The organism is Psychrobacillus sp. FSL K6-2843 (genome assembly GCF_038626375.1).
GTDB lineage: Bacteria > Bacillota > Bacilli > Bacillales_A > Planococcaceae > Psychrobacillus > Psychrobacillus faecigallinarum.
Window position 1 is genome coordinate 2,003,409 of sequence record NZ_CP152021.1, and the last position, 26,830, is coordinate 2,030,238.

General features: G+C 36.2%; 31 protein-coding genes and 1 other annotated feature. Of the genes, 23 read left to right on the top strand and 8 right to left on the bottom strand.

Annotated features, from left to right (window positions below; all coding sequences use genetic code 11):
* Positions 1-288 precede the first annotated feature (288 nt).
* The 3 genes from MKY94_RS10055 to fosB are packed head-to-tail and all read left to right on the top strand — an operon-like array spanning position 289 to position 1,841.
* Positions 289-831, top strand: coding sequence for a GrpB family protein (locus tag MKY94_RS10055; protein WP_191697077.1), 543 nt, complete (start codon positions 289-291; stop codon positions 829-831).
* On the top strand, positions 824-1,390 hold the full coding sequence (locus tag MKY94_RS10060) for a histidine phosphatase family protein (protein ID WP_318245408.1): 567 nt from the start codon (positions 824-826) through the stop codon (positions 1,388-1,390). The genes MKY94_RS10055 and MKY94_RS10060 overlap by 8 nt, the downstream gene beginning before the upstream one ends.
* A 28-nt stretch (positions 1,391-1,418) precedes the next feature.
* Positions 1,419-1,841, top strand: coding sequence for a metallothiol transferase FosB (fosB, locus tag MKY94_RS10065; RefSeq protein ID WP_191697079.1), 423 nt, complete (start codon positions 1,419-1,421; stop codon positions 1,839-1,841).
* 98 nt (positions 1,842-1,939) lie between these two features.
* On the opposite strand, the gene MKY94_RS10070 is transcribed toward fosB, so the two are convergent.
* The 3 genes from MKY94_RS10070 to MKY94_RS10080 are packed head-to-tail and all read right to left on the bottom strand — an operon-like array spanning position 1,940 to position 2,808.
* On the bottom strand, positions 1,940-2,125 hold the full coding sequence (locus MKY94_RS10070) for a hypothetical protein (RefSeq protein ID WP_144536540.1): 186 nt from the start codon (positions 2,123-2,125) through the stop codon (positions 1,940-1,942).
* Positions 2,112-2,300 (bottom strand): YvrJ family protein, encoded by a 189-nt coding sequence (locus tag MKY94_RS10075; protein WP_144536538.1) that lies wholly within the window; start codon positions 2,298-2,300, stop codon positions 2,112-2,114. The genes MKY94_RS10070 and MKY94_RS10075 overlap by 14 nt, the downstream gene beginning before the upstream one ends.
* On the bottom strand, positions 2,293-2,808 hold the full coding sequence (locus tag MKY94_RS10080) for a sigma factor-like helix-turn-helix DNA-binding protein (RefSeq protein ID WP_191697080.1): 516 nt from the start codon (positions 2,806-2,808) through the stop codon (positions 2,293-2,295). Before MKY94_RS10080 ends, MKY94_RS10075 begins: the two co-directional genes overlap by 8 nt.
* Positions 2,809-3,229: 421 nt before the next feature.
* Between MKY94_RS10080 and MKY94_RS10085 the strand changes: the two genes are divergently transcribed.
* The 3 genes from MKY94_RS10085 to ileS all read left to right on the top strand — a co-directional run bounded on the left by MKY94_RS10085 (position 3,230) and on the right by ileS (position 8,290).
* Positions 3,230-4,537, top strand: a complete 1,308-nt coding sequence (locus MKY94_RS10085) for a tetratricopeptide repeat protein (protein ID WP_144536534.1) — start codon at positions 3,230-3,232, stop codon at positions 4,535-4,537.
* A 1-nt stretch (position 4,538) separates the two neighbouring features.
* Positions 4,539-4,661 carry a hypothetical protein gene (locus MKY94_RS10090; protein ID WP_260866579.1) on the top strand — a complete coding sequence of 41 codons (123 nt, stop codon included), beginning with the start codon at positions 4,539-4,541 and terminating at the stop codon, positions 4,659-4,661.
* Between the two features lie 258 nt (positions 4,662-4,919).
* Positions 4,920-5,160, top strand: a binding site (T-box leader).
* A 52-nt stretch (positions 5,161-5,212) separates the two neighbouring features.
* Positions 5,213-8,290 carry an isoleucine--tRNA ligase gene (gene ileS, locus MKY94_RS10095; protein WP_342578604.1) on the top strand — a complete coding sequence of 1,026 codons (3,078 nt, stop codon included), beginning with the start codon at positions 5,213-5,215 and terminating at the stop codon, positions 8,288-8,290.
* Positions 8,291-8,356: 66 nt separating this feature from the next.
* On the opposite strand, the gene MKY94_RS10100 is transcribed toward ileS, so the two are convergent.
* The gene (locus MKY94_RS10100; RefSeq protein ID WP_342578605.1) at positions 8,357-8,815 is read right to left on the bottom strand and encodes a hypothetical protein; all 459 of its coding nucleotides are present in this window, start codon (positions 8,813-8,815) and stop codon (positions 8,357-8,359) included.
* A 113-nt stretch (positions 8,816-8,928) separates the two neighbouring features.
* Here MKY94_RS10100 and MKY94_RS10105 point away from each other — a divergent pair, with 113 nt between their 5' ends.
* Positions 8,929-9,729: a methyltransferase domain-containing protein gene (locus MKY94_RS10105; protein ID WP_342578607.1), complete on the top strand. Its 801-nt coding sequence runs from the start codon at positions 8,929-8,931 to the stop codon at positions 9,727-9,729.
* Positions 9,730-9,772: 43 nt separating this feature from the next.
* Here MKY94_RS10105 and MKY94_RS10110 read toward each other — a convergent pair whose 3' ends face one another.
* Complete coding sequence (locus MKY94_RS10110; protein ID WP_342578609.1) at positions 9,773-11,179, bottom strand: HD domain-containing protein; 1,407 nt, start codon at positions 11,177-11,179, stop codon at positions 9,773-9,775.
* A gap of 507 nt (positions 11,180-11,686) precedes the next feature.
* On the opposite strand from MKY94_RS10110, the gene MKY94_RS10115 reads away from it, so the two are divergent.
* The 5 genes from MKY94_RS10115 (at position 11,687) to MKY94_RS10135 (ending at position 16,346) form a co-directional block, all read left to right on the top strand.
* Positions 11,687-11,851: a hypothetical protein gene (locus MKY94_RS10115; RefSeq protein ID WP_342578611.1), complete on the top strand. Its 165-nt coding sequence runs from the start codon at positions 11,687-11,689 to the stop codon at positions 11,849-11,851.
* 143 nt (positions 11,852-11,994) lie between these two features.
* The gene (locus MKY94_RS10120) at positions 11,995-12,834 is read left to right on the top strand and encodes an ABC transporter permease subunit (protein ID WP_342578613.1); all 840 of its coding nucleotides are present in this window, start codon (positions 11,995-11,997) and stop codon (positions 12,832-12,834) included.
* Positions 12,831-13,871, top strand: a complete 1,041-nt coding sequence (locus tag MKY94_RS10125) for an ABC transporter permease subunit (protein WP_229654076.1) — start codon at positions 12,831-12,833, stop codon at positions 13,869-13,871. Before MKY94_RS10120 ends, MKY94_RS10125 begins: the two co-directional genes overlap by 4 nt.
* A gap of 20 nt (positions 13,872-13,891) precedes the next feature.
* Positions 13,892-14,869 carry an HD domain-containing protein gene (locus tag MKY94_RS10130; RefSeq protein ID WP_342578615.1) on the top strand — a complete coding sequence of 326 codons (978 nt, stop codon included), beginning with the start codon at positions 13,892-13,894 and terminating at the stop codon, positions 14,867-14,869.
* A 223-nt stretch (positions 14,870-15,092) separates the two neighbouring features.
* Positions 15,093-16,346, top strand: a complete 1,254-nt coding sequence (locus tag MKY94_RS10135) for a UV damage repair protein UvrX (protein WP_342578616.1) — start codon at positions 15,093-15,095, stop codon at positions 16,344-16,346.
* A 76-nt stretch (positions 16,347-16,422) separates the two neighbouring features.
* On the opposite strand, the gene MKY94_RS10140 is transcribed toward MKY94_RS10135, so the two are convergent.
* Positions 16,423-16,926, bottom strand: coding sequence for a cytoplasmic protein (locus tag MKY94_RS10140; protein ID WP_154310850.1), 504 nt, complete (start codon positions 16,924-16,926; stop codon positions 16,423-16,425).
* A 309-nt stretch (positions 16,927-17,235) separates the two neighbouring features.
* Positions 17,236-17,676 carry a GNAT family N-acetyltransferase gene (locus MKY94_RS10145; RefSeq protein WP_144536516.1) on the bottom strand — a complete coding sequence of 147 codons (441 nt, stop codon included), beginning with the start codon at positions 17,674-17,676 and terminating at the stop codon, positions 17,236-17,238.
* A 137-nt stretch (positions 17,677-17,813) separates the two neighbouring features.
* Between MKY94_RS10145 and MKY94_RS10150 the strand changes: the two genes are divergently transcribed.
* The 7 genes from MKY94_RS10150 (at position 17,814) to MKY94_RS10180 (ending at position 20,933) form a co-directional block, all read left to right on the top strand.
* Entirely contained in the window at positions 17,814-18,107 is a 294-nt protein-coding gene (locus MKY94_RS10150) for a hypothetical protein (RefSeq protein WP_342578617.1), read from the top strand.
* Between the two features lie 16 nt (positions 18,108-18,123).
* Positions 18,124-18,537, top strand: a complete 414-nt coding sequence (locus tag MKY94_RS10155) for a DUF6157 family protein (protein ID WP_342578618.1) — start codon at positions 18,124-18,126, stop codon at positions 18,535-18,537.
* Between the two features lies 1 nt (position 18,538).
* The gene (locus MKY94_RS10160; protein WP_154310849.1) at positions 18,539-19,006 is read left to right on the top strand and encodes a DinB family protein; all 468 of its coding nucleotides are present in this window, start codon (positions 18,539-18,541) and stop codon (positions 19,004-19,006) included.
* 175 nt (positions 19,007-19,181) lie between these two features.
* The gene (locus tag MKY94_RS10165; protein WP_342578619.1) at positions 19,182-19,598 is read left to right on the top strand and encodes a GNAT family N-acetyltransferase; all 417 of its coding nucleotides are present in this window, start codon (positions 19,182-19,184) and stop codon (positions 19,596-19,598) included.
* 89 nt (positions 19,599-19,687) lie between these two features.
* On the top strand, positions 19,688-20,080 hold the full coding sequence (locus tag MKY94_RS10170) for a VOC family protein (protein ID WP_340863144.1): 393 nt from the start codon (positions 19,688-19,690) through the stop codon (positions 20,078-20,080).
* A gap of 23 nt (positions 20,081-20,103) precedes the next feature.
* On the top strand, positions 20,104-20,397 hold the full coding sequence (locus MKY94_RS10175) for a hypothetical protein (RefSeq protein WP_342578620.1): 294 nt from the start codon (positions 20,104-20,106) through the stop codon (positions 20,395-20,397).
* A 23-nt stretch (positions 20,398-20,420) separates the two neighbouring features.
* Complete coding sequence (locus tag MKY94_RS10180) at positions 20,421-20,933, top strand: GNAT family protein (protein WP_342578621.1); 513 nt, start codon at positions 20,421-20,423, stop codon at positions 20,931-20,933.
* A gap of 208 nt (positions 20,934-21,141) precedes the next feature.
* Here the strand turns inward: MKY94_RS10180 and MKY94_RS10185 are convergent, their stop codons facing one another.
* The gene (locus MKY94_RS10185) at positions 21,142-21,888 is read right to left on the bottom strand and encodes a glucose 1-dehydrogenase (RefSeq protein ID WP_144536499.1); all 747 of its coding nucleotides are present in this window, start codon (positions 21,886-21,888) and stop codon (positions 21,142-21,144) included.
* A gap of 193 nt (positions 21,889-22,081) precedes the next feature.
* On the opposite strand from MKY94_RS10185, the gene MKY94_RS10190 reads away from it, so the two are divergent.
* The 4 genes from MKY94_RS10190 (at position 22,082) to MKY94_RS10205 (ending at position 26,803) form a co-directional block, all read left to right on the top strand.
* The gene (locus MKY94_RS10190; protein WP_342578622.1) at positions 22,082-23,836 is read left to right on the top strand and encodes an ABC transporter transmembrane domain-containing protein; all 1,755 of its coding nucleotides are present in this window, start codon (positions 22,082-22,084) and stop codon (positions 23,834-23,836) included.
* On the top strand, positions 23,836-25,620 hold the full coding sequence (locus MKY94_RS10195; RefSeq protein WP_151109895.1) for an ABC transporter transmembrane domain-containing protein: 1,785 nt from the start codon (positions 23,836-23,838) through the stop codon (positions 25,618-25,620). Before MKY94_RS10190 ends, MKY94_RS10195 begins: the two co-directional genes overlap by 1 nt.
* Before the next feature lie 90 nt (positions 25,621-25,710).
* Entirely contained in the window at positions 25,711-26,421 is a 711-nt protein-coding gene (locus MKY94_RS10200) for a cytochrome c biogenesis protein CcdA (protein WP_144536493.1), read from the top strand.
* A gap of 16 nt (positions 26,422-26,437) precedes the next feature.
* Positions 26,438-26,803: a response regulator gene (locus MKY94_RS10205; protein ID WP_144536491.1), complete on the top strand. Its 366-nt coding sequence runs from the start codon at positions 26,438-26,440 to the stop codon at positions 26,801-26,803.
* The last annotated feature ends 27 nt before the right edge of the window (positions 26,804-26,830 follow it).

Below are 26,830 nucleotides of genomic sequence, written 5' to 3' on the forward strand. Positions count from 1 at the left end.
TAATAAAGAGCTTTTACTTGCTAGTGTACTGCTAGTTAAATTGCCGTTTAAGAGGATATTTAAACTTTCTTGTCGAAATAAAAATAAAAGCATATTAGAGGACAAGAGGAAAAATTACATTTCAGATAACCAGAAGTTAAAGAGCACAAGAGATGGTCATGAAAAAAAATTAAATAGAGAAAAATCTGTCTTGTTTTCTAGAGGTATGAGATTTTGGCACTGTAGCTAACTCTAAAAATGAACACATTTATGCATGTATCGATTTGTCGACGAAAACGGAGGGATATAATGAATTTAGGTATGTATAAGGATGAGGTTAAGTTAGTTCCATACACAGCAGAGTGGAGCGAAGAATTCCAAAGGGTAAAGAAACAAATATTATTTTCAACCGGTTTAGAAACAGGTCGTGTAGAGCATATCGGTAGCACAGCTATTGTTGATATGCCTTCCAAGCCAATCATTGATATTGTAGTAGGAGTGGAAGATATAAATGCGTTAGATAAGGATTTCTTTAAAGCTATGCATTCTGTAGGTTTTTTGCGACTCCGAGTAGAGAGACCAAAGGAAATTGTACTGGCTCGATTTAAAGATGAATTATATGAGATTAAAACTCACTTTGTTCATTTGGTGAAATATAAAGGGGAGCATTGGAGAAATTTAATATTCTTTCGGGATTATTTAAATATTCATGAACATGAGAAAAAAGAGTACATGGTGTTAAAAGAGGAACTTTCTAAGAGAGGAAATATCAATATTAATAATTATACGAATTTAAAAGAAAGCTTTGTAAAATCACTGATTGCCAAAAGGAGGTCTAGTAATGATAACTAATTTATACTTTGTAAGACATGCTCATTCCACTTATACACCTAACGAGCTCGAACGCCCTTTATCAGAAAGAGGGAAAGAAGATGCAAGATGGATAACTGAATTGCTGAAAGAGGAAGGAATTGATCACGTTATCTCTAGTCCTTATAAACGAGCTATTCAAACTGTAGAAGGAATTGCACGATTTTTGGGCTTACCCATTGAATTGATGGAAGACTATAAAGAACGAGTATTAAGCGAACAACCGGTTGAGAATTTTAGTGAAGCTATAGAAATGGTATGGGATAATTACTCCTATGCTTTTGAAGGTGGAGAATCTAATTATCTTGCACAAAAAAGAGGGGTCGAAGTGGTTTACCATACTTTAGAACGTTTCGAGGGAAAGAACGTAGCTATTGGTACACACGGAAACATCATGGTTCTAATAATGAATTACTTTGACGCGAAATATGATTATAACTTTTGGAGAGAGTTAGGAATGCCTGATATTTACAAACTATCCTTTAAAGGTAAGGATTTGATAGATGTAGAGAGAATCAGTAATCAAAAAATCATTTGCTAAAGAGGAAGAAGATTGAGGAGCGTAGTTTATGAACATTAGAGGGGTAAATCATTTCTTATTTTCGGTATCTAATTTGGAGAAATCTATTAAATTTTATGCGGATGTGTTTGACGCAAAGTTATTAGTCGTAGGAAGAAGCACAGCCTATTTCGACTTAAATGGTATTTGGATTGCATTAAATGAGGAACCTTGTATACCTCGAGAAGAGATAAAAGAATCATATACACATATCGCTTTTACCATTGACGAAAATGATTTGGAACATATTTATTCGAAGTTTAAAAGATTGAATGTTACTATTCTTAAGGGGCGTGATAGGGTAGAAAAGGATAAAAAATCTATATATTTTACGGACCCTGATGGACATAAATTTGAATTTCATACTGGAAGCTTAATGGACAGATTAGAATATTATAAACAAGAAAAACTACATATGAAGTTCTATGAATAGAATTAGTCATATAAAAACACTTGACACCCAGCTATTAAAGAGGGTGTCAAATGCTATTAAATAGAATGATAATATGGTTAATAATAAATCTTCATCTCCTATTCATTACTTAAATCAAAGAAGCTAGGTGTATTATATGAGATTTTACTTTGTATAATCTTTATAATTTTTTCCTTTAACTCCTGCTCCAAATCCTCTCGATATTCAAAGCTAGTTTGATGAAGAACCCTTTGCATCTTTGGCTTTAGCTGCGTTATTAAGGCTAATATCTCAGCTTCGTCCACTCAATTTCCCTCCTTTCTTTTTATCGGTACCTTGGACAACAGCATCAGACAAGTCATGCATGGAATTTTCTAGAGCTTCTAGCTTGTTTTCAAATCGATGAAGTAAATAGATGGAGACTACAATTGGAAAGCCGAAGTTGCCAATCATTTGGACAATATTACCCGCTTCAATCATAAGTAAGCTCCTTTCGAATGTTATCGATTATATTGCGTCGAGATTTTGAAACAGCTTGCTGGGAGATGCCGAAATACGATGCGATTTCTCGGTCTGTCATTTGCTTCACAAAGACTAGGGATAGTATTTTCTTTTGACGTTCAGAAAGTTTCCTAATACTAAAAAATAATTTTTCAGATGATATATGATCGGCTATGTCATCAGAAAAACCAATGAAATCCGTAAAAAACCTTTCATGATAAATGACTGTAATTTTATCATCGCTGTCTAGCGATAATATATTCTTTGATCTGTGCAATCGCTCCTTCTGATCGAACCGTTTGCTTTCATAATGTAAAACCTTTATAACATAAGACAAAATTCGGATATTCTGATAAAACTTTTTGAATTCATTATCTAATTGATTTTTGATCTCTTGGCTCTTGGTGTACTGATAATCCTCAAATAGTTTTTTGTTGTCAGGGTAACTTAGAAACTCTTCTATTATCTTTTTATTACCAGTCCCCATCTTGAACATTCCCCCCTAAATCTTAGAATGTATTGCTAGGCTAGCGGTATGGAAAAAGGATTTTACCGAGGCGAGTGAAATAGTGTTGTACTATAAAGGTATTTTTTTTATAAAATTTACAACTCCATTCTTCGGTTAGAAAAAAAAGTAAAAAATGTATTTCCATATCCTAAATATTACTAAATTTTAGTTGAAAAATAAACAAAATATTAATGGGAAATTAAAAGTAAAAAGTACTGTTATTTAATATTGTTTGATAAATATTTCTTCTTTTCATTCATTTTTATTATAATATATTGATTTTATAAAGAATTTTACTTTTTATTGAGAAATTTGCTGAAAATAGTCGAAAATATAAAAAAGGAATTCAGCGTTTTAAGCAGAATTATAAACTATACTACATGTAAGGAGGTGACTTCCGATGAGTAGTATTGGTCTCATTATTAAGCAGGAAAGATTAAATCGAAATATTAAACAAACAGTATTAGCGAAAGGTATTTGTTCCACTTCTTACTTGAGCAAGATTGAAAATAATTCCACCATGCCTAGTAAAGAGGTAATGGAGCCTTTGTTAGATCGATTAAATTTGATGCTGGAAGAAATATCACAGGAAGAAGAAAATAATATTATTAATAACTTGTATGAATTGTATAAAAGCTCCATATTAACAAGAGATAAAGAGAGACTTAAAGTTTGCATACAACAATATACTGCCCGTAAAGTTAATTTCTCTATGTTGAAAAACTTTTATAGCTACAATTTGTATATGTTTAGATTAATGTTAGTTGTAGATGAGGAGGTCCTTCAGGTTTATCCATATTATCAAGTTTTGATTAAAATGGAAGATGATTTTGATGAAAAACAAAAATTCCTTTTAAACTTGAACCTCGGGTTGTACAACTATCTAATTGGTGAATATTATGCGGCTTTAGAAAGGCTTGAGCAAGCTCTCAAGCTATTGAATAATAATTCTTTTGAGGAGTGGGAGCTAGCAGACTTTCACAATGCTATAAGCTTGACCTACTTTAAATGCAACGAATATTTCAATGCTATCAATCATTCTAGTAAATCACTGAAGTATTATAAGGATAATTTACTCTTTGAAAGAGCAATTGACAGTTACATAGTTACAGGAATGGCCTACAAAAACATGAAAAATTATGTAGAGGCCGAAAAGAACTACAATCTTGCGAAAAAGCTGGCTAAGGATTATAGGCTGACACAGTATAAAGGTATGCTTTATCAAAACCTTGGTTCACTTCAGGCCATTCAAGAAAACCATGAAAAGGCAATCGAGTATTATAAACATAGCTTGGAAAATAAAGAGGGCCCACACCAAGTGGAGGGGTATATGATAACTACTCTTTCAATTATTAAGGAGTATTCCAAGCAAAAGGATCATTTGCGTGTGCTAAGCTGGTGTGAAGCTGGGTTAAGTAAATTGGATGAAATAAAGGACAATCAAACAATGGCCACTCTATCTTACATACACCATTTTCACATATATAAAGCGTTTCATAGTTGCTCTGAAGATTTCGAAGCTATCATTAAAAAAGGGATTAATTATTTTGAGAAGGTCCATGACGATCGACACGTTCAAAAGTACTCTATATTATTAGCAGATTATTATTATAGGAACAGTCGTTTTAAAGCAGCCAATATTTTTTATCAAAAGGCAAATGAGATATTATTCAGACAAAAATCTATTTCAAAATGGGAGGATTTATAATATGAAAAAAATATTTATTCTTAGCTTGATAACATTAACAGTATTGTTTAGCTTTGGGACTTCTACATTTGCTGCAGAGGAAGAGGCACCAAGACCAACTTCAACAGGCAATTCGAACATCTAAAAAAAGTCTTGTCATGGGCTTTTGATAAATATTTAACTATAGACACTCACTTTTAATTCAGGTGAGTGTCTATTATTTTTGCAGGTTTAGTTCTAAGTACGGTCTTTAAAGACTGATAATTACGCGTTTAATAGAGCATATCATGTATACTCGTGTTGAAAAGTGAATTGTTATCCTCCATATGATTTTTAAATTTTTCTATACTTCCTATTGACATTAGTTTTATTTACATGTTAAATTTATCCACAATAAAACCATACAAATTCGTTGATGAGAAAAAGTAGAATATGAACCTGCTCCAAAGAGAGCCGATGCTTTGCTGAAAGTCGGTGTTCAGGTCATTTTTGAAAATCCTCTCTGAGAAGTCGTGCTGAACATAGTAAGCTCGATCGGGTGTCTACCGTTAAAAGGAACGCGTATGCTTGTACGTGGCTAAGTGCTATTGGAAGGTAATTTTCCATAGAATTAGGGTGGTATCACGGTTAAACCCGTCCCTTTACTGGGACGGGTTTTTTGTATGTTTTATTAAACTTAATAAGGAGTGATGCCAATTGGTTAACAAGAACAAGAAGGAAATAGTTTCAAAACGGGAAGAAAAAGTACGAAAAGTTTGGTTAGAGAAAAATGTTTTTCAAGAATCTATAAACCAACGAGATGGAAGGCCATCCTTTGTATTTTATGAGGGCCCGCCCACAGCAAATGGCATGCCCCATGTAGGGCATGCCCTCGGAAGAACGATTAAGGATCTGATCGCTAGATACAAAACAATGAAAGGGTATCAAGTTATTCGTAAAGCGGGATGGGATACACACGGGTTGCCAGTAGAATTGGGTGTAGAAAAACAGCTTGGTATCTCTGGAAAGAATGACATAGAAGATTTTGGTGTGGAGGCATTTATCGAAAAATGTAAGGAAAGTGTATTTGTTTATGAGAAGGAATGGCGTGATTTCACAGAGAAGTTAGGATACTGGGTGGATATGGGCAATCCCTATATGACGATGAGCAACAGCTATATTGAAAGTGTATGGAATATCCTTGGTACCATTCACGACAAGGGGTTGCTACAAAAAGGTCATAGAGTATCACCATACTGCCCTAGTTGTCAAACTTCCTTAAGTTCGCACGAAGTATCGCAGGGCTATAAAATGGTGAAGGATCTATCGGCTACAGCGAAATTTAAGTTAACAGATGCAGAGAATGAATACTTCCTAGGTTGGACGACCACACCCTGGACGCTACCAGCAAATGTTGCTTTAGCAGTTAACCCTACGCTGGAATATGTTCGTGTGAAGAAGGGAGAAGAAGTTTATATACTTGCTAAAGTTTTGTTAGAAAAAGTAATGCAAGATGATTATGAGATTCTGTCCACCTTTAGAGGGGAGGAATTAGAAGGCATTACCTATACTCCACTTTTTGACTTTATGAGTGTTGAGTCTGGTCATAAAGTAGTTACCGCCAGCTATGTCACATGCGATAGCGGTACTGGAATTGTGCATATCGCGCCAGCTTATGGAGAAGACGATTATAAAGTGGTAAAGGAAAATGACTTGTCCTTTATCAGTGTGGTGGATGAGAGAGGGAGATACACTTCAGCAATAAAAGGATTTGAAGGTCGATTTGTAAAAGAATGCGATATAGATATAGTCCGATTTCTCTCCAATAAAGGACTACTATTCCATAAGGAAAAATATGAACATAGCTATCCCCATTGTTGGCGCTGTGACACCCCACTCCTTTACTACGCAATGGAAAGTTGGTTTATACAAACGACAGCTCTAAAAGAAATATTAATTGATAACAACGAATCTGTATCATGGCATCCAGAGTACATTAAGCATGGTAGGTTCGGTAACTTTTTGGAACAAATGATGGATTGGAATATCAGTCGCAAACGTTATTGGGGGACACCACTTAATGTGTGGGAATGTAATAATTGTAAGGTAGAAATAGTGCCGAAATCGATCGATGAATTAAATAAATATTCTTTAAATGTACTAGGGGATATTGAGCTACACAAGCCATATGTGGATAAGGTTCAGCTATCTTGTCCTTCCTGTGGTGGACCGATGCAAAGAACTCCAGAAGTAATAGATGTATGGTTTGACAGTGGTTCTATGCCCTTTGCCCAATATCATTATCCATTTGAGAACAAAGAGTTATTTTCCAAGCAGTTTCCAGCGGATATTATAGTCGAAGGAATTGACCAAACAAGAGGGTGGTTTTATAGTTTATTGGCCGTTTCTACCCTATTTACAGGTAAAGCACCATATAAGCGTGTGCTTTCCACTGGACATATTTTAGATGAGAACGGTCAAAAAATGTCTAAAAGCAAAGGGAATGCGTTGGATCCTGTTGACCTAATCCAAAAATATGGAGCGGATTCACTTAGATGGGCTTTACTAATTGACAGTGCCCCATGGAATGAGAAACGGTTTTCAGAAAAAATTGTTCAGGAAGCAAAATCCAAACTGGTTGATACGCTCGATAATGTTTATCTTTTTTATGATTTATATACGAAATTAGATAAATATATTGTGACTTGCGATAGACAGGTAAAGAAAACAATATTAGATAATTGGATTATTTCATGCCTGCATAGTACTATCAGCAAAGTCAACAGTCATTTAGATGATTATAAATTTACAAGTGCCGCTAGGGATATTGCAAAGTTAGTAGAGCAGTTGAGTAACTGGTATGTGAGAAGGTCTCGGGAACGTTTTTGGTCAAGTGGGATAGATGAGGATAAGGTAGCAGCATATGAAACACTTTACGAAGTTTTGACTAAAACCAGCCAATTACTTGCCCCGTTTGTTCCCTTTATAGCTGATGATATCTATTTATCGCTTACAGAAAAAAGTGTTCACCTTTCGGATTATCCTCAAGCAGAAAAATCGCTTATAGATCAAACACTCGAACAGGAAATGGAGGAGGTTCTCCAGGTTGTAGAGCTAGGAAGAAGTATACGAAATAGCTTGGCTATAAAAGTAAAACAGCCACTTTCTCAACTGTTTGTTAAGAGCAATAAGTCAATAAAATGGTTCACATATGAAGGTATTATTAAAGAAGAGTTAAATGTAAAACAGTTACATTTGGCTGATAGTGATGAAGATTTTTTCACATATACCGTCAAACTAGATTTTAAAAAATCAGCGGCTAAGTTTGGAAAACAATCCAACACTATCAATAATTATTTAAAAGGCCTAGTGTCTAGTCAGGTTTCGGAGCTATTTCAAAAAGGAGGTATCATGTTCGAGGATACCTTTATTTTAAAGGAAGATGTTATGATCGAAAAGAAAGTAATGGATGGCTTTGCTTCAGCTACAAATAGGGAAACAACTGTTACTTTAGATGTGAAGTTAACAGAAGCACTCGTTCGAGAGGGATGGATGCGTGAGCTGATAAGGGCTATACAGTCTTATAGAAAACAGCTGCTTCTCCCCGTAGAGCAGAGAGTGGATATTATACTCCGTACAGACAACGAGATGCATAGGATGATTAAGGATTTTCACCAAATGTTGGAGCAAAACGTACTAATGCGTGAACTCATCGTTACTCAGTCATCCGTCCATGGTTTAAAACTGTCGATAGGAGACCATGAAATTGAAATAGAATTATCACCGCTTGTATAAATGGCAAAACAAAAGGGAGCATTCTTTATTAATTGCTTCCTTTTGTTTAAGCCTCATCTTTTGTGTTTAATGCCAATAATTTCTTTCTACTAAACGAGCACATAAAACATAAAACTCTCTTTCGGGATACTTCTGTTTCATTTTATCAATTTTCTTAACAGCAAAATCTTCAGCATCCTCGTAAGTAAGATGAGCAGCTATTCCATCTGTTTTGGGGTACATCGGGGGAGTCGCTTGGTTAATTTGTATGAATGTGAATGTTATATATTTTTTATCGGGGAGGTACTTGTCGCTTTCATCTTCTGCTTTTTGATCATTTTCGGGAAAGTAGAAAGCATTTTGCTGGCTGATTAATCCCGCTCTTTTTAGTACCCATAAATCTGTATACCCCATAGAAATTTCTTCTCTCAGATTTGTATGTATTTCCCTTAAGCTATCACCTATTTTAGGGAAGGCATCTAATCTGTTCGTTAAATAAACAAAATAGTTAATGTTGCGTGTCTCATCCAGTAACTGATGGATCATTGTTTTCCTCCTTTAAAAAATATATCAAGAGTAGTTAAAGTATATTATATTTAATTGTATTAGCATTTATTTGTTTAAATGTAACATTTATTAGTCTGGGGGGGATGGGAGAAATGGAAGAATTACTTACTTACATGAAAACATTAGGGGATCAATCTATTCAACGAACACAGCTTAAACATCGTCTAGATTTAGTACAAGCTTTTAAGATTGAAGAGGGTATGCGAGTTTTAGAAATTGGATGCGGACAAGGTGATACAACAGTTGCGCTTGCAAACGCTGTAGGGGAAACAGGATTTGTAAAGGCAGTCGATATTGCAAGCAGAGAATACGGTGCTCCTATTACCCTCGGAGAAGCAACTGATTTTATTAAGGCTTCTCCAATAGGCAACAGAATTTCCTTTATTTTTGAGGCGGATTTTTTGAAGATGAATATAGAGGGAAAATATGATGTAGCCGTTCTCTCTCACTCTCTTTGGTATTTTCAGGATCCGGCTTTGTTGCTTTCATATTTTAGAAAGCTCAAGCATATTGCTAAACGCATATGCATCGCTGAATGGGATTTAGAATGGTCTATGAAAGAGCAACTTGCTCACTTTTATGCAGCCAACATTTTAGCGATTTATGCTGATCAGTTTGATGACGAGGGCAATATTCAAAATTTATTTCATAAGGAGCAACTGAAAGAAATAATGAAAGAAGCAGGTTGGAAATTACTAGACACAAAAATAGTAGATGCTTCTTTTCTGCAGGACGGGAAATGGGAGATAGACTTTGCAAAATCGATTAGGGGAAAATTCAAAAATTCATCAATCAAAATAAACACACTGGTTCAAAGTAATTATTCTATGTTAGAAAAGGCAACTTCTCATGGTGAGCAATCGTTAAACAGCGTTGTGTTAATCGCAATTTAACATAATAAATACTCCATAAGTGATCACTCTTATGGAGTATTTATTATGCATGGTTCGTTTCATCATTAACAATATCAGTTATTTCTTTGACTGCCTTAGAGGTTTTCACAAAATGGAGCCATTTTGCATTTGCAGTAATTTTATTTTTTATATGAATCTCCACAATATCTTTGTCTTTTAATATCGTTTGAAGTGAGCTTACCTTGCCGTTTACTTTAGCAAAGGCCATTTTACTTGCCATATTCGGGTTTAGAGCATAAGCAAAATCAATAATATTAGAATTTACCGGCAACCTAATAATATCCATTTTAGGTGTGTATATTTCCATTTCTTTATGAAAAAGTTCTAGGGAGACAAGTTCGCAAAAGGCAATCGAATTATTAGCAATGGATTTAGCAAAAGGAATAGAGCTTCCTAATAGGGACGAGCTCAATGTAGTGGAGTCTATCGATTTTAAGATTGCAAAAATTCCATTTTGGTAAAAATATTGGGTCTGTTGGTCTTGTAAAACAATCGTCAAAGGGACTCCAGCTACCCTTACCTTAGTTTTGAGCTGCTTGATAAAGGGATGTTTTTCAATAGCAATCTGGTCTACAAATTGATCTGGCATAGTTTCAAAGTTGGAATGTACGAGACCAAGAGCTGTATAGCAATTGAAGGGCGAATTGATAGTGATGTGGACGGTGAAAATATCTGAAAGATAAAATCCCTCACTTAACAAATTATATCCTTGAAATAGGGGGATATTAATCCATCTAGATTTTATTATTATGTTAGTTGTATCCTCTTTTTTTAATTTAGTAATAAATTCTTTATATGATTCTTCAAAAACTTTAGTGTAATTGTTTATCTTTTCTTTAAATTGCTTATAACGCTGCGGATGTAAATAGCTAAAGGCTAATTCTTCGAGCTCTCTTTGGAGTGTAAATAATCCTATTCTTTCTGCTAAAGGTGAAAAAAATAGGATTGTTTCGTTTGAATAGGGAATTTTCTTTTCCGTTCTTTTAATGGCCAGGGTTCTCATATTATGCAATCGATCCGCTAGCTTAATAGCAGCTATTCGTATATCTTGGATAGCGTAGGAGAGGAGTTTTTCCATATTGATAGCGCTATACTCTTCCTTTTCAAAGCTTCCTTTTTCGAACTTTGTCAATCCATCCACGATAAAGGAAACATCATCTCCAAATAAATTTTCTATTTCCTTCAGGTCAATGGTTGTGTCTTCTACAACATCATGAAGTAAAGAGCAGACTAGAGTGGTTAAGTCAGCCTTATATTCCGATAAAATAAGACAAACCTCCAATGGGTGTACAATGTAAGGCTCACCGGTGGCCCTTGTTTGGCCTAAATGTGCTTTTTCAGCAAATTCCATTACTTTTTTTAATTGTTCCATTTCTAATTCCTCTAAATAGTTACAGCTATGTAAAAGCTGCTCTTTTATTTCTTTCATTTGAAGTCACCTCCATTTAATAATATATGTATTAAGTCCTCCTTGAGCAAAGCAATTTAGACTATTATTTTGATACTTTTATATGTATTCTACTGAATTTTCAAAAAACCTTTTTCTTTGTTATAGAGTAATAATAAGTTGGATAAAAGACCTCAAGTTATTCATTTCCAAAATCATGTTAATATAATATTGCATAGACTGGTGTTCGAAATCAGAGGAGTAAATGTGGAAACGCTAGTTAATGCTAGAGCTTGTCGAGAACCACTCCTAAAGTGCTAAGAAGTGTCACGTAAAACGTTGAATCTGTCCTCTAATTGAGTAGAAATCACCCCTAACGGGGGAAGTGTCTTATAAGTTATAGGAACACTCCCCTTAACCAAAGGAACGTTCTTAACAACAGGGGGCAAGAGCCACATCTAACTATTAGGAAATTCTATCACAGCATTATTTTTTGCTTAATAGCTATTTTTTGGCTACATTGTACATGAACAATATGGAGGGATTTATATGAAATGTGGTGAAAAATGCTTTCTAGTGGAGATGGAAGTGAATGGGGTTGTTCAAGTTAAGCCCGTGACCGCAAAATCTCCAATTGAGGCGAGAAAAAATATTCGATTAGAATATGGGGGAGAATCTAAGATTCTTACTGTAACTGCGGAGAAAAAGAAATAACGATCATTTATAATTTAGAGAAGCAGCTTCGATTAGACAGGCTCCTTTATTAATATATCAACCTTCTAAAAATTCTCTTTTATTTGTTAATTATTGTGATATGATAATTTCATCGTAATTTTCAGACAACGGGGGAATTTTTTATGAAGGCTTTTTGGAGATGGATGCTACAGCTGTCTGTAGCATTTATTGGTATCCTACTGATTAGTGGGTTGCCTTTGTTAATCACCGGCTTCCAACAAGGAGAATTTTGGTGGGAAGAATATAGAAATCATTTACTCGGCTTGTTTTCTATAGGAGAACTTCTGGACCGATATGCTGGCATGCATATTGAGGGGTTTGTACAATATTCGTTAGAAGTATTATTTTTGGCGCTTCTGGTTGCTGTTTTGTTGGCGTTATTTTTTACAGTGCTAACTATGCTATGTAAGGAACGGGTTAGACAACGTATTAAAACAGTTTTTTTCTTTTTGGAATCGATTCCGGACATATTGGTTATTATGCTTATTCAGCTATTGATCATTATTATCCATAAGCATACAGGTATATTCTTGAAAATAGCTGTTACTGGTGGGGAAAAAATTTATTTACTTCCCGTGGTTTGTCTGATGATTCTACCAATGGTTCAGCTCTATCGTTTAAGTATGCTTACTTTCGAGGCTGAAGAACGTAAAATGTATGCAGAGCTTGCAAGGGCGCTTGGATTCGGTAAATTGGCTATTCTACTTATACATATTTTTAGAAATGCAGTTATTAGTATTTTCTTTCAATCAAAAAAGACTATGTGGTTCATGCTTTCAAACTTATTCATTCTTGAACGAATGTTCAATATGCCCGGTATTATGTATTATTTGAGCAATAACATTTCAGGAGAGTTATTTTTAATCACGGTATGCAGCTTCTTTTTCCCAGTGTTTCTCCTTTATAGTTTTGGCGAGTGGTATTTTCTACGTCATTTGAACAAGGGGAGAGCAATCGGATGAAGATGAAATCAGTTTGGAGACAGCCATATTTTGTTTTTGGATTTACTATATTAGCCTTCTTTTTAATAGGCAGTTTTATATTTGAGTGGATTTTTGGGCCAGATCCGAAACAAACTTATTTTTTAATGGAAAATGGCAGAGTAATAGAAGCAGCTCCACTATCCCCAAGCTGGATGCACCCACTTGGGACCGATCAATATGGCTATGACATGTTTGCTAAAATCATGCTTGGAGCAAAATATACCATTATATCTGCCATGGGAGTTGCAGCTGTTCGAATGCTTATTGCAGTACCACTAGGATTTGCAATCGGTACTTATTGGCAGAAGAGACGGGCCATTATTAATAGCGCTATCGATCCTCTACATTATATTCCTATGACTATTTTTTCTTATCTTATGCTTTACCCAGTGCTATGGGAGCCGATGGAGGGATTTTCTACAACTGTGTGGGAGAGAATTATCATCCAGGTTGTGCTAATGGCCATTATCACCGTACCAATTGTGGCTTCTCTCATAGGCAACGAGGCCAATCTGCTTTATCAGGAGGAATATATTCTGGCTTCTAAAACGTTAGGGGCTGGTCGACCGAGAATCATTACCCGTCACCTATTTCCAATGATGAGAGAGAAATTATTCGTTTTGTATGGACAACAAGTCGTCGAAACATTAGTTGTGTTTACGCATCTCGGGTTGCTCCAATTGTATATTGGAGGTACAGCAGTTAGCTATGACCCTATGTTTGGAGATCCTCCAAAGTCTATTGCCTATGAATGGGCAGGACTTTTTGGTTCATCTTTCCGATATCTGCAAGGTGTACCATGGCTTCCACTAGGACCTGCTATATGCTTTGCATTGCTCATCTTGGCAATTTCCGCAATGATAGAAGGCTATACTCGCGCAGTGAACGGACAAGTCAATATTCCAAAGAGAAAGAAAGTATCGTTTCTGTCTGAGGACATCATTGAATGGAACCAGCAGCAACTACAAGAAAAGATGCAACTTCTTTATGAGGATAAAGAAAAGCAAAAAGTCTGAGCTTAAGGAGGATATCTTCAATGCTTATTATGGATTCCTTATATGGAGAATTTTATGTAGATGGAGTATTAGAAGAATTAATAAATAGTAAGCCTGTTCAACGATTAAAGGGCATACATCAAGGCGGGGCAAGCTATTTAGTAAAGAAAGAATGGAATGTCACTCGATATGAGCATTCCATTGGTGTCATGCTTCTGCTAAAGAAAATAGGGGGTTCGTTAGAAGAACAGATTGCTGGTCTTCTACACGATGTTTCACATACTGCTTTTTCTCATGTCATCGATTTTGTTCTGGATAATAAGGACGAGGACTATCATGAAAAAATATATAGTAGAATAATTAACGGTTCCTCAATACCTACTATCCTAACTAAATATGGATATAACTTAAAAGACATCCTATTTAATGATTCGAGATGGTCCTTGCTCGAGCAAAGTGCCCCTGATTTATGTGCAGATCGTGTCGATTACACATTACGCGATCTGTATGCCTATGGAAATATTTCAATGGAAGAAGTTCAACATTTTTTACAGAATCTAATCGCGAAAGACGGTAAAATGGTTCTTCCAAATATAGAAATCGCCGAGTGGTTTACATCGGTCTACTATGAGGAAGTAATTGATTTCTTTATGAATCCTTTAAATTTATATGGCAACTACCAGTTAGCTTTTGTTTTAAAGGCAGCATTGGATAAACAAATCATCACATTAGAGGATTTTCTTTTGGAGGATAATCAGTTGCTCCAATTGGTAGTATGCTCACAGGATGATGAAATTCAACATGCTCTTCAAAAGCTTCATCCTTCTGTTGAAGTGATAGACGAGCTAACCAATTATGATTTTCATCAGAAAATGAAGGTTAGACTAATAGACCCTCTAGTTTGTTCGGAAAATGGTTTAGTAAGAGCTTCTGACTGCTCTAAGCAGATTCAAAAATTAAACCAAACGGCATTGCAACGAGCAGTAAAAGGAACCTATGTAAAAATTTTATCTTGCTAATAAAGACAAGCCTATATAGTGATTAGGCTTGTCTTTATTTTGTTATTAGAATTAGTGTCCCAATTACCTGTTGAAATTGTTTCTCATTAGTAATGAATTTATTCAATTTATTCGATTAAGTGTTTTCCTTCCTAATGGTCTACATTACCATTGAATAAGAACGTACGTTTGCAATATAATAATAAGAACGAACGAATGTTCCTTTCGAAGGAGAGTAGATTTTATGTATGAGGGCTTAGAAAATCGAAATATTATTTGCATCGACATTCGAAGCTTTTTTGCGAGCTGTGCAGCGGCAGAAGCAGGACTAGATGTGATGAATACGCCTATTGCTGTTATTGGAAACTTGGAGCAGAAGGGGAGCATTGTGCTTGCTGCTTCTCCTCCAATGAAAAAAAGGTTTGGCGTAAAGACCGGGACGAGGTTATTTGAAATACCAGACGATCCTTCTATCCATCTGTTGGAACCAAAAATGGAATTTTTTGTTCGAGTTTCAATGGAAATCACGCGCTATTTGAATCAGTTTGTCCCAAGTGAAGCGATTCATGTCTATAGTGTGGATGAATGCTTTGCAGACCTTGGGGGAACAGAAAGGCTTTGGGGGCCAATTGAGAACACGGTGAAACGTATACAGGACGGTTTGCATTATCAGTTTCAGCTTCCATGTGCTGTTGGACTGGGGCCAAATATGCTTATGGCAAAGCTGGCGCTTGATTTGGATGCCAAAAAAACAGGTTTTGCCAAATGGACGTATGAAGATGTTCAACAAAAGCTATGGCCTGTTTCACCTTTAAGTAAAATGTGGGGAATTGGCTCTCGTTTAGAAAAAACACTAAATAACATGGGGATTTTTAATGTAGGACAGCTAGCAAAAACTCCCTTGAAGTTGTTGGAGGATAAATTTGGAGTGATGGGAAATCAATTGTATCACCATGCCTGGGGGATAGATTTCTCTGAACTGGGAGCGCCCATTGTAGACGGCCAGATAAGCTATGGAAAGGGGCAGGTGTTGTTTCGAGATTACCGGACAAAAAAAGAAGTAATGGCAGTCATATTGGAAATGTGTGAGGATGTGGCAAGACGAGCAAGAGAGGCTAATATGGTGGGGCGCACTATACATCTTGCAGTGGGCTATAGTAAAGACTCTTTTGGGGGAGGATTTAATCGTTCACGCTCCATAGATGAACCGACGAATGCGACTATGAAGATTTATAAAATTTGCGAAAAAATATTTGATGAGTTTTATGACCGTAGTCCAGTGAGAAGGCTATCCATTTCTATCACTAATCTAGAGCCGGAGAACTCTATGCAGCTTAGCCTTTTTGAAGAAGGAAAGTGGAAGGAACGCAAGCTTGGAAAGACGATGGATTATCTGCGTAGCAAGTATGGTTCAACCGCTATTTTACGCGCAGTTTCCTATACCGAAGCTGGCACTGCAGTGAAACGAGCGGGCTTGCTCGGAGGTCATAAGAAATAGGATGAACAAATATTAGAGAAAAAATACGATAAAAAAACCCTGTGAAAATTAATCATATTCTCACAGGGAAGGTCAGTTAAAGAAGCTTAATCATAATGGTGTCATTCGGCATAACTTTTGCGCTTGGCTTAATCGATAGACCATTTACTAAAATAAAACCATTTCTTATTTTGTCTACGACAGCTGTTCTGCTCCAGTCAGGTATTTGTTGAGAAAGAAGAAAATCAATTCGATAAACTCCTTCTACAGATTTAATCGTTACATGAACTTCCGATATAAGCTTTTCCATATAAAGATTTACAGGGAGCTCTGTCAACGTGCTTTCTTTGTTTACAGGTTCACGACCGTGGACTCTTTCATGTCTTCGAAAAGTTTTATAAATATCTAATTTTTTATTCCAGGTATGGTTTTTTTCGCATTTATAAATGGCAAAACGGTATATATGCTTTCCATTTGAATTATGTCTTCGAATATTTGTATCAGTAAACAAGGAATTTTTCCCGCACATTTTACAGTGCTTTACTTCTCTACGAATCGTTTGTTTTTTTAGTATTTCCCAATTGTGATATACAACGGTCATTTCCTTCACCTCATATAAGATAAAGGCACAATCGCATCCGTTTGGATGTTGGCAGGATCGTTATTAATTTGCACTAAAAAAGGCCCCTAAAAGGACCTCAAAAAGCATACGAAACTACTGGTTTGCTCTTGTCCCTTTGTAATGGTAGATGGGCAGACTAATCCCTTGGTTAAAACAGATGTTTTTAAGGGAAAGTGCTATCCAATTTAGTTGGTCCATTACAAAGTAAAAGTTGGCATACGAGTTTTTGTATCCTTTCTCCAAACAGATTTAACTATATTATAACATATAACAGTATTTTTAGAATAGTTAAATTAAGGTGAATTCTTTCGTCATCAAGATATGAGGAATACCATCTTCCATGAAGATATCCGAAGTTGTTTTGTATCCAAGTCCAGTATAAAATCCTTCAGCATGGGTTTGACCATGAAGCTTCACTTTCGAAACCTTCAATTCTTTCGCAACATCCTCCAGAGCTTTGACAATTACTTTCCCTAATCCTAATTTTCGATAAGGCGGAAGAATACAAATACGCTCTAGCTTTCCGAATTCATCTACTACTCTTAAGCGACCTGTCCCAACTGCTACATTGTCAATTAAAACTAGAATATGCTGACAATCCCCGGCAAGGGTATCAAATTGGTCAAATTCATCTTCTAAAGGCACACCCTGTTCTTTAACAAATACTTCTTCTCTAATTGCGAAAGCTTTTTTTAAATCCTCTTGGGAGGTAATTTTATTTGATTTCAATTTTTTCAGTCCTTTCCCTATTTTTCTATAAAGTTAGTTTATTTTTATTTAAATTGCAATGGGAAACCTTTGGAAATGAGAAGGTGATTAAACTGCTAAAGGCGAATATATAGGAAGAAGTTAAGGGGGGGATGTTTTTGTATTTGATTAATATAGCTGTAATTGCAGCTTCTTTTTCACTAGTAACTATTTTCTCCCATTTTGTCTTAAAAAGATGCAACAGGCAGATGGCCATGATTACCAACTTTATAGCGAGTTTCATCCTATTAGCGTCGGCCTCTATATTTCTTTATCAACAGAACCCTAGCGAATTTCTAAAAGAGACAAATGGATTGTTAATCATGCTTCTGTTTTTCCCCATCAACGTATGGGTTACTTGTCTAATCATTATGCTGAAAAGTAATAAAGTAAACAAACCATACCAAACGTAATAGGAGCTGCTATGAAATGTGCTATGCAAACACCTTTATCACCATTTCAGAGGACTTGACAGTTATATCTGCAATAGTCCCCACACCAAAACACAATAAGCCAACAATTGCTTCTATAGAATATGATCTTATTTATCGTAATCCATACGAGTACACCCAGGAGGATGTGCAGTTTTTAACCTACTTGATAAAAAATCAAATTGAAATGAATAATTTAGAAGAAAAGAGAAGCGAGTTTTTCAGCAAATCTAAGGCATGCTTTAGAGCCTCCCCACTCGTTAAAAATTATGGTTGGGGAATTCATTATAATGAGGTTGGGAAGGTTGCTATCTATGAAAAAGGAAGTGAGCACTACAAACAATTGGAGAATAGCTCGCAGTTAAAAATTTTAAAGGGCATGCGTACTAAAAAAACTGTAAGGGTGGATTAAAATGGAGAAAATTTTTTATCGACATATGGATCAAGTAAGGGAGCTCACATTAAAGGCTATCAAGCAAATACCAGAAAACCTAGCAGACGAAATTCCAAATGGCTTTAACAACAACATCCGATGGAATTTTGGGCATATTGCTTATACCCAAGAAAAGTTATGCTTTATGCTGCTAGGGATAGAGATGGGTGTACCAGATACTTATGAAACCTATTTTGCAGCAGGAACAAAACCTGCAAAGTGGAGAGAAACTCCTTCAACGCTAGAGGAAATTGCTCAAGTACTAGTAGAGCAATCACATAGGATTAAACAAACATTTCCAATTGAACAGTCACTACCTAAGCCTTTTACAAACAAGATGGGCGTTACATTTAATACTAGTACAGAGGCTCTTTTATTCACCTTTTATCATGAAGGTTTACATATGGAAACGATTCATCGATTATATAAACTAGTTTCTGACTACTAATTGGTTGGTGTTGAATACGTGGAGCACAATCAATGAATGATAGTGGATTGACTGCATAGCGTGAATTTATTTATGACCGGATAAAATTTTTATAACCGGATAGCGAGGATTTATGACCGGATAAAAAAATTTATAACCGTTCGCTCATTACGAGCAACAAAGGATAGGTGTTTAGATGAATAAAGTTGAAGAGGATACTATTGATCCGTACATTTTTAGCCTACTTGAACATGCTACCTCAAGCGATAAAGTTTTACGTGAATATAATCTTTATCAACAAATTAAGACAAGAAAGCTATATGGCTGGAAAAGAAACAACGATTATGTGGCCTGTATAGGCATTGAGATGACACTTAGTAATGACGCAGAGATCAAACATATCGCTGTTTCTCCAAATCTTCGAGAACAACGAATAGGAAGTAAAATGTTGGACTATATGGTGAATGAACTGGGAATTCGCCGTTTGACTGCGGAAACCGACCAGGACGCAGTTGGCTTTTATAGAAACTATGGATTTATTGTTTCAAGCATTGGTGAGAAATACCCAGGGGTCGAGCGTTTCTGGTGTGAATGGGAAAAAAAGAGTAAGTAACATTTAGGCTAACTGAAGAAGCCGACCGATTATCGGATAGAGCGAACCAATTATGTTTTCAATTTTTCGTTTGATATGGAGGGGAAGTTATGTTTTTTGAGATGACAGTGCAAATTAGGGTTTCTAATTTCCAAGAAGGTCATAGATGGTATAAAACTTTGTTGAAAAAAGAGGCAGATCTTATTCCGCATGGTGGATTTGTTGAATGGGAGGTAATTCCTGGATGCTGGCTTCAAGTCTCAGAAGGAGTTCCCGCACAAGGGAGTGGACCACTTCGATTAGGAGTGAAAGACCTAACTGTGGAACGTGAAAGAATAATGAAGGAGCTTCGTGTTGATTATTTTGATATTCATTCGCGACAGGAAGTTGGTGCTAAATGGGCTACATTTTCAGATCCATGGGGAAATCAAATAGGATTTTTTGAATACATCAATAAACTGGAAGAGAAAGAGCGAATACAAACAGTAACGAATCTAAAATAGTCAAAACCGGAAAGGACTAGCTTATGCGAGTAAATGTAAACCTTTTTTCATTTATCATTGCGCTTATTTCCGTAATCCTATTTCTAGTCTTGACATCTTCTAATTATTGGATAGATTTATCCATGCAAACACTAGGCTGGCATCCCTTGTTTATAGTGCTCGGCTTAACACTAGCTACCTTTGTTTTGGCAGTTGTTGGTTTTAAGGACATAAAGGGCTGGGCGGCGATGACAAGAGGTATTATTACGCTGGCAGTATCTACAGGGTTATCAATTATTGTAATTTTCATACTTTTTATCGGTAAGCTAATGAGCTAGTCTACAACAAAAAGGAGTTTTATATGAATATTAGTATTGAAATGCTAAGCTTGGATGATTTAACAGATTTATATCTTTTTGAACAGAAGAACAGAGTATATTTTGAACAGATGGTCCCCTCTCGAGGAGAAGAATACTATCTTCCAGAAATTTTTAATAGTAGAAATAAGACTTTGCTAGAAGAACAGGCAAGAGGTGAGTCTTATTTTTATCTCATCAAACAAGATAATGCTATTATAGGACGCATCAATTTAGTAGATATTGATAAAAAACAAAAAAGAGGTGAGTTAGGCTACAGAATTGGAGAGGTGAATACTGGCAAAGGTATTGCCAGTTTGGCCTTGCAAATGTTATTGCAGACTATTTCATGGGAAGAGATTAACCAAGTAGATGCAAAGACAACAACAAATAACATCGCTTCTCAAAAAGTTTTAGAGAAAAATGGATTCCAGAAAATCTCATCTCATAAAGAATTCTATTATATGAACGGTGAGAAAATAGAGTTCATTAGTTATAGGAAAGAGGTTGAAAAGTGAATGTAAGGATACATAGGGAGTTTTAAGCGATTTCGTTTATGAAATGAAGTCTATTCCCGTGAAACAATTAGGCAAAAACGATGAGGCATATCATAAGAGGCATTGTTTTTGCCTTTTTGAATTCTATAGGCAATGCACATAGCTAGAGGAGTAGCTTGAATATACATTCATTATAGAGGACATCCCCTATGTCTTCCTTGCTCCTGATTTACTCCTCGTAAATCATTTTTTTCGTCATCCCGCCATCAACGGTCACATTAATACCTGTTACAAAGTCGTTTGATGGGTCCGTCAGATATATACAAGCCTTTGCAATGTCGTTAGGTTTTCCTACACGGCCTGAGAAATGCTGGCTGTGATCCACTGCTCGTAATTTGTCATAGTTCCCAGTTTCGATCCAGCCAGGAGATATACAATTGACCATAATATGATCAGGAGCTAGCGAGCTGGCAAGAGAATGTGTTAATGCAATAATTCCGCCTTTTGTGGCTGCATAGGACTCTGAGTTGGGCTCTGACATGAACGCTCTTGTGGAAGCCATCGACACAATTGAGCCACCATGCTCATTGTTTCTCATTACCTTGGCCGCTTCCCTAGAACAAAGAAAGACACTGCGTAAATTTGTATTGATAATGTCATCCCAATCCTCTAAAGACAAATCATAAGGGGAGCTGGGCTTAAACTTACCAGCGTTGTTAACTAGAATGTCAATGGTGCCGAATTTCCTAGTAGTTTGTGTCATTAGATTCATGACATCCTTTTCAATTCGGACATCTGTCTGTATAAAAAGGCAGGAGTAACCTTGTTGTAACAATGAAACCTCCGTTTCTTTACCTAGAGTTTCGTCGATATCGGCCAAAACCACATTAGCTCCTTTTTCCGCGTATACCAGTGCCAAACCTCTACCAATACCTTGAGCTGCCCCTGTTATAATTACCACCTTGTCTTTGAACATGCTTATGCCACCTTTCAGTAGTTTTTATTAAATGTATCATAATTATTTTTTTTGTGTTTTCGTAATCGAAAGCTTCTAATATAGCTCGTTGGAATTATTTCAGATTTCGAATTATTTTGTTTTCCCATCTTTCGTAATGTTCAAACATTTGCTAAACTAGTAAAGTCTTAATTTGTAATTTGGGGGAAATAAAGTGAAAGTATTCTTGGAGTTGGGTTGGTATTTTAAACAAAGGAAAAAGCAATACTTATTCGGTATTTTAATGCTTCTTTTTGTAGCATTTTTGCAGCTTTTTCCACCAAAAATTATTGGTTTAGTAGTTGATGAGATTCATGAGGGTACGCTGACAAGCGAATTCTTAATAAAATGGCTTGCAATTTTGGCTGCTGCCGCTTTGGGCATGTATGTTTTGCGGTATTATTGGAGAATTATGATTTTCGGCTCTTCCATTTTTCTCGCAAGATTATTGAGAGAAAAGTTATTTCATCATTTCACCAAAATGGCTCCTTCCTTTTATCAGAAAAAGAGAGTTGGAGATTTAATGGCTCACGCAACTAATGATTTGTCTGCTGTGCAGCAAACTGCGGGTTCGGGGGTTTTGACATTGGTTGATTCCTTAGCAACTGGAGGTTTTGTAATTGCCGCTATGGCTTTTACGATTAACTGGAAACTTACAATTATTGCTTTGCTTCCTTTACCGTTGATGGCAATCTCTACTAGTTATTATGGGAAGCTGCTACACCAACGTTTCCGTTTCGCGCAGGAGGCTTTCTCAAATTTAAATGATAAAGCTCAAGAAAGCATTTCAGGTGTAAAGGTTATTAAAACTTTTGGACAAGAGAAAGAAGATACAGACGACTTTGTTCACCTTTCTAAAGAAGTTGTAGACAAAAATATGCATGTTGCGAAAGTGGATTCTCTGTTTGACCCTACGATTTCTTTAGTAGTTGGAATGTGTTTTTTCTTATCGATTGTGTTCGGAACACGTTTTATATTGGCAGAAGAGATGAGCGTAGGAGACCTCTTTGCATTCACTTCGTATTTAGGCTTATTGGTGTGGCCGATGCTTGCTTTCGGATGGTTGTTTAACATTGTTGAACGTGGGAGAGCTTCCTATGACCGAATTCGAAATATCCTAGAGGAAGAAATTGAAATTGATGACCATGTTGGGGCTTTAGAGATTAAGCCTGCTGGCGATATTCACTTTGATATCGAACAGTTCAAGTTTACTGGAGATGATCGTGTTGCCCTTCGTGACATTCATTTTACCCTTAAACAAGGTGAAACGCTTGGGATTGTTGGAAAGACAGGTTCAGGAAAAACAGCAATTTTAAAATTGCTTATGAGAGAGTTTGAGGGCTATCAGGGAAGAATCATGTATGGTAATCATTCCATTGATGCATATAAGAAAAGAAACCTGCGAGAAGCAATCGGTTATGTGCCACAGGATCACTTCTTATTTTCTACTACTGTTGCGGGCAATATTGCATTTGCAAATGCTGGGGCAACAATGGAGGAAGTATATGAAGCCGCAAAGTTAGCAAATATCCATGAGGATATACTGCAGTTCACAGATGGCTATAACACGATTGTCGGTGAACGTGGCGTGTCATTATCGGGCGGACAAAAGCAACGCATATCCATAGCACGCGCTCTTATGATGAAGCCTGAATTGCTTATACTAGACGATTCTCTTTCTGCAGTAGATGCAAGGACAGAGGAAGCAATATTAGAAGCACTGAAGAAAAATCGAACAGATGAAACAACGATTATTACTTCCCATCGTTTGAGTGCTATTCAGCACGCTCATCAAATTATTGTAATGGATGAAGGTACTATTTTAGAAAAAGGAACTCATGAGGAGTTAATGAGGTTAAAAGGGATGTATTATGAAATGTATCAATTACAGCAACTAGAAACACTTGTGGAAAAAGGAGGTAGCGTCTGATGAATGAAAAGCAGCCAGTGCTTACAGGAAAAGACCAATGGCAAGTTCTCAAAAGACTGCTCACTTACCTAAAACCACATAAAAAAGCGATTACTCTTGCCTTGTTTCTATTAATATTAACAGTGACGGGAGATATTCTTGGACCATACTTGATTAAAACCTTTATGGACAATTATTTAACTCCTAGAATATTCCCAACGGGTCCACTTGTTGGACTAGCGCTAGGATATATTTTTATTCAAATAGGAAATATTATAGTTAGTTACTTTCAATTATTGAAGTTCCAGGAAATTGCCTTAAAGATAATACAGCAAATGCGTATAGACGTCTTTTCAAAGGTGCATCGACTAGGAATGCGCTATTTCGATAAAACGCCTGCCGGTAGCATCGTATCTAGGGTAACAAATGATACAGAGGCTATTAAGGATATGTTTGTGAGCGTACTAGTAGGCTTTATACAAAGTGGATTCCTAATCATCGGGGTCTATATTGCCATGTTCCTATTGAACGTGAAGCTTGCTTTAATAACAACTGTATTACTTCCGATTCTATTTGTGATTATTGTTACCTACCGTCGATATAGTTCGGTAGTATATCAGGATTTACGCGAAAGACTTAGTCAATTGAATGCCAAGCTTGCTGAATCCTTACAAGGGATGACGATGATTCAAGCGTTTAGGCAGGAGGATAGACTTCAAGATGAGTTCAATGATATAAACAACTCACATTGGAAGGCTGGAAGAAAAAACATTAAATTAGATAGCTTGTTACTACGCCCTGCAATTGATATGGTTTACGCACTTGCGATCATTATCTTGCTGAGCTATTTTGGAATCACTTCTATGAACAATATTGTGGAGGTTGGGGTTATCTATGCTTTTGTCACATATATTGATAGATTCTTTGAACCCATCAATCAAGTGATGCAGAGATTATCTATTTTTCAACAAGCAATCGTAGCAGCTTCCCGAGTATTTAAGCTATTAGATGAAAATGACCTAACTCCAGAACAGCAAAATAAAGAAACTGCAAAAATTGAGTCAGGGAAAATTGAGTTTAAAAATGTTACCTTTTCCTATGATGGAAAAACAGATGTGCTGAAAAATATCTCATTCACAGCTGAGCCAGGTCAAACAGTCGCACTAGTTGGACACACTGGAAGTGGAAAAAGTTCCATTATCAACTTGCTTATGCGCTTCTATGAGTTCGAACGTGGAGATATAAGAATTGATGATCATTCTATTAAAGAGTTTCCAATGGCCGAGATTAGAAATAAGTTGGGGCTAGTGCTACAGGATCCATTCCTCTTTTATGGAGACATTGAAAGCAACATTAGACTTCACGCACCCGATATGACAGACGAAGAAGTAAGAAATGCTGCGGAGTTCGTGCAGGCTAACAAATTTATTGAAAAATTACCAAAGGGTTATAAGCAAAAAGTTTCTGAGAGAGGATCTACATTCTCAAGTGGACAAAGGCAGCTAATTGCCTTCGCAAGAACAATTGCCACTAATCCGAAAATCCTCGTCTTGGATGAGGCAACTGCCAATATAGATACAGAAACTGAGGTAGCGATACAAAGCAGTCTTGAAAATATGCGAAAAGGAAGAACAACGATTGCGATTGCCCATCGATTAAGTACAATCCAGGATGCAGAACTAATACTTGTACTTCATCATGGAGAGATTGTAGAAAGAGGGACACATCAGCAATTATTAAATGAAAAAGGGTTATATCATAAGATGTACCTGCTACAAAATGGAGTTGTAGATGATATAGCATAAAAAATTCAAAAAGCTGTCACAAGCATTAATAGAGTAAAAGTATGGGAAATTTGATACGATAGGAACAGTAATTCGGAAAGGAAGACTGCCGTGAGTTCAGATGTTAATTTACTACTGGCGTTCGGTGCTGGGTTTTTAAGCTTTATTTCCCCATGTACTTTACCGTTGTATCCCGCATTTCTATCTTATATTACTGGAATGTCTTTAGAAGAACTTAAAACCGATAGAAAGCTAATGCAAAAAAGAGGAATGCTTCATACTTTGTTTTTCTTGCTTGGCTTCTCTGTCATATTCATTGCATTAGGTTTTGCCACTTCCTTTGTAGGAACATTTTTTATTCAATACGATGATTTGATACGTCAGGTCGGTGCTATATTTATCGTAGCGTTTGGATTAATGGTAGTCGGCGTTTTTAAACCTGAATTTTTAATGAAGGAGAAAAGATTACAGTTTAAAAACAAACCATCTGGTTACATAGGAACTGCGTTAATCGGTATGGCTTTTGCAGCAGGCTGGCAGCCTTGTACAGGGCCAATCTTAGCTTCTGTATTGCTATTAGCTAGTTCTAACCCTGGGTCAGGTGTTTGGTATATGCTCGCATATGTATTAGGCTTTGCTATTCCTTTCTTTGTCCTTTCGTTCTTTATAACACGCTTGAACTGGATTCGTAAAAATAGTAACCTGATTGTTAAAATCGGTGGCTATATTATGATCGCATTAGGAATTTTGTTGTTTTTCGACGGATTAACTTATATAATTCGTATTTTAAGCCCTATTTTTGGAGACTTTACCGGATTTTAAGTAAGGAGGCAATAATATGCCGACAGTTTTAGTAGTGGATGATGCGGTATTCATGCGAACAACGATTAAACGAATGCTACAAGATCATCAATTTGATATAGTGGGTGAAGCCACTAATGGGCTTGAGGCGATCGAGCAATATAGGAATTTAAAACCGGATGTGGTGACAATGGATGTTACCATGCCGACAATGACAGGTATCGAAGCTGTAAAGCATATCGTTACTGAATTTCCTGATGCGAAGATTGTTATGGTCACTGCACTTGGCCAACAAAAACTAATTGTAGATGCTTTAGAATACGGAGCGAAGGATTTTATCACCAAACCTTTTGATCCTGATCAGCTTATTAATGTGTTACGTAATGTAACTGAAGTGTTTTAAAAAATTTAAATGAAGAATTTATATGAT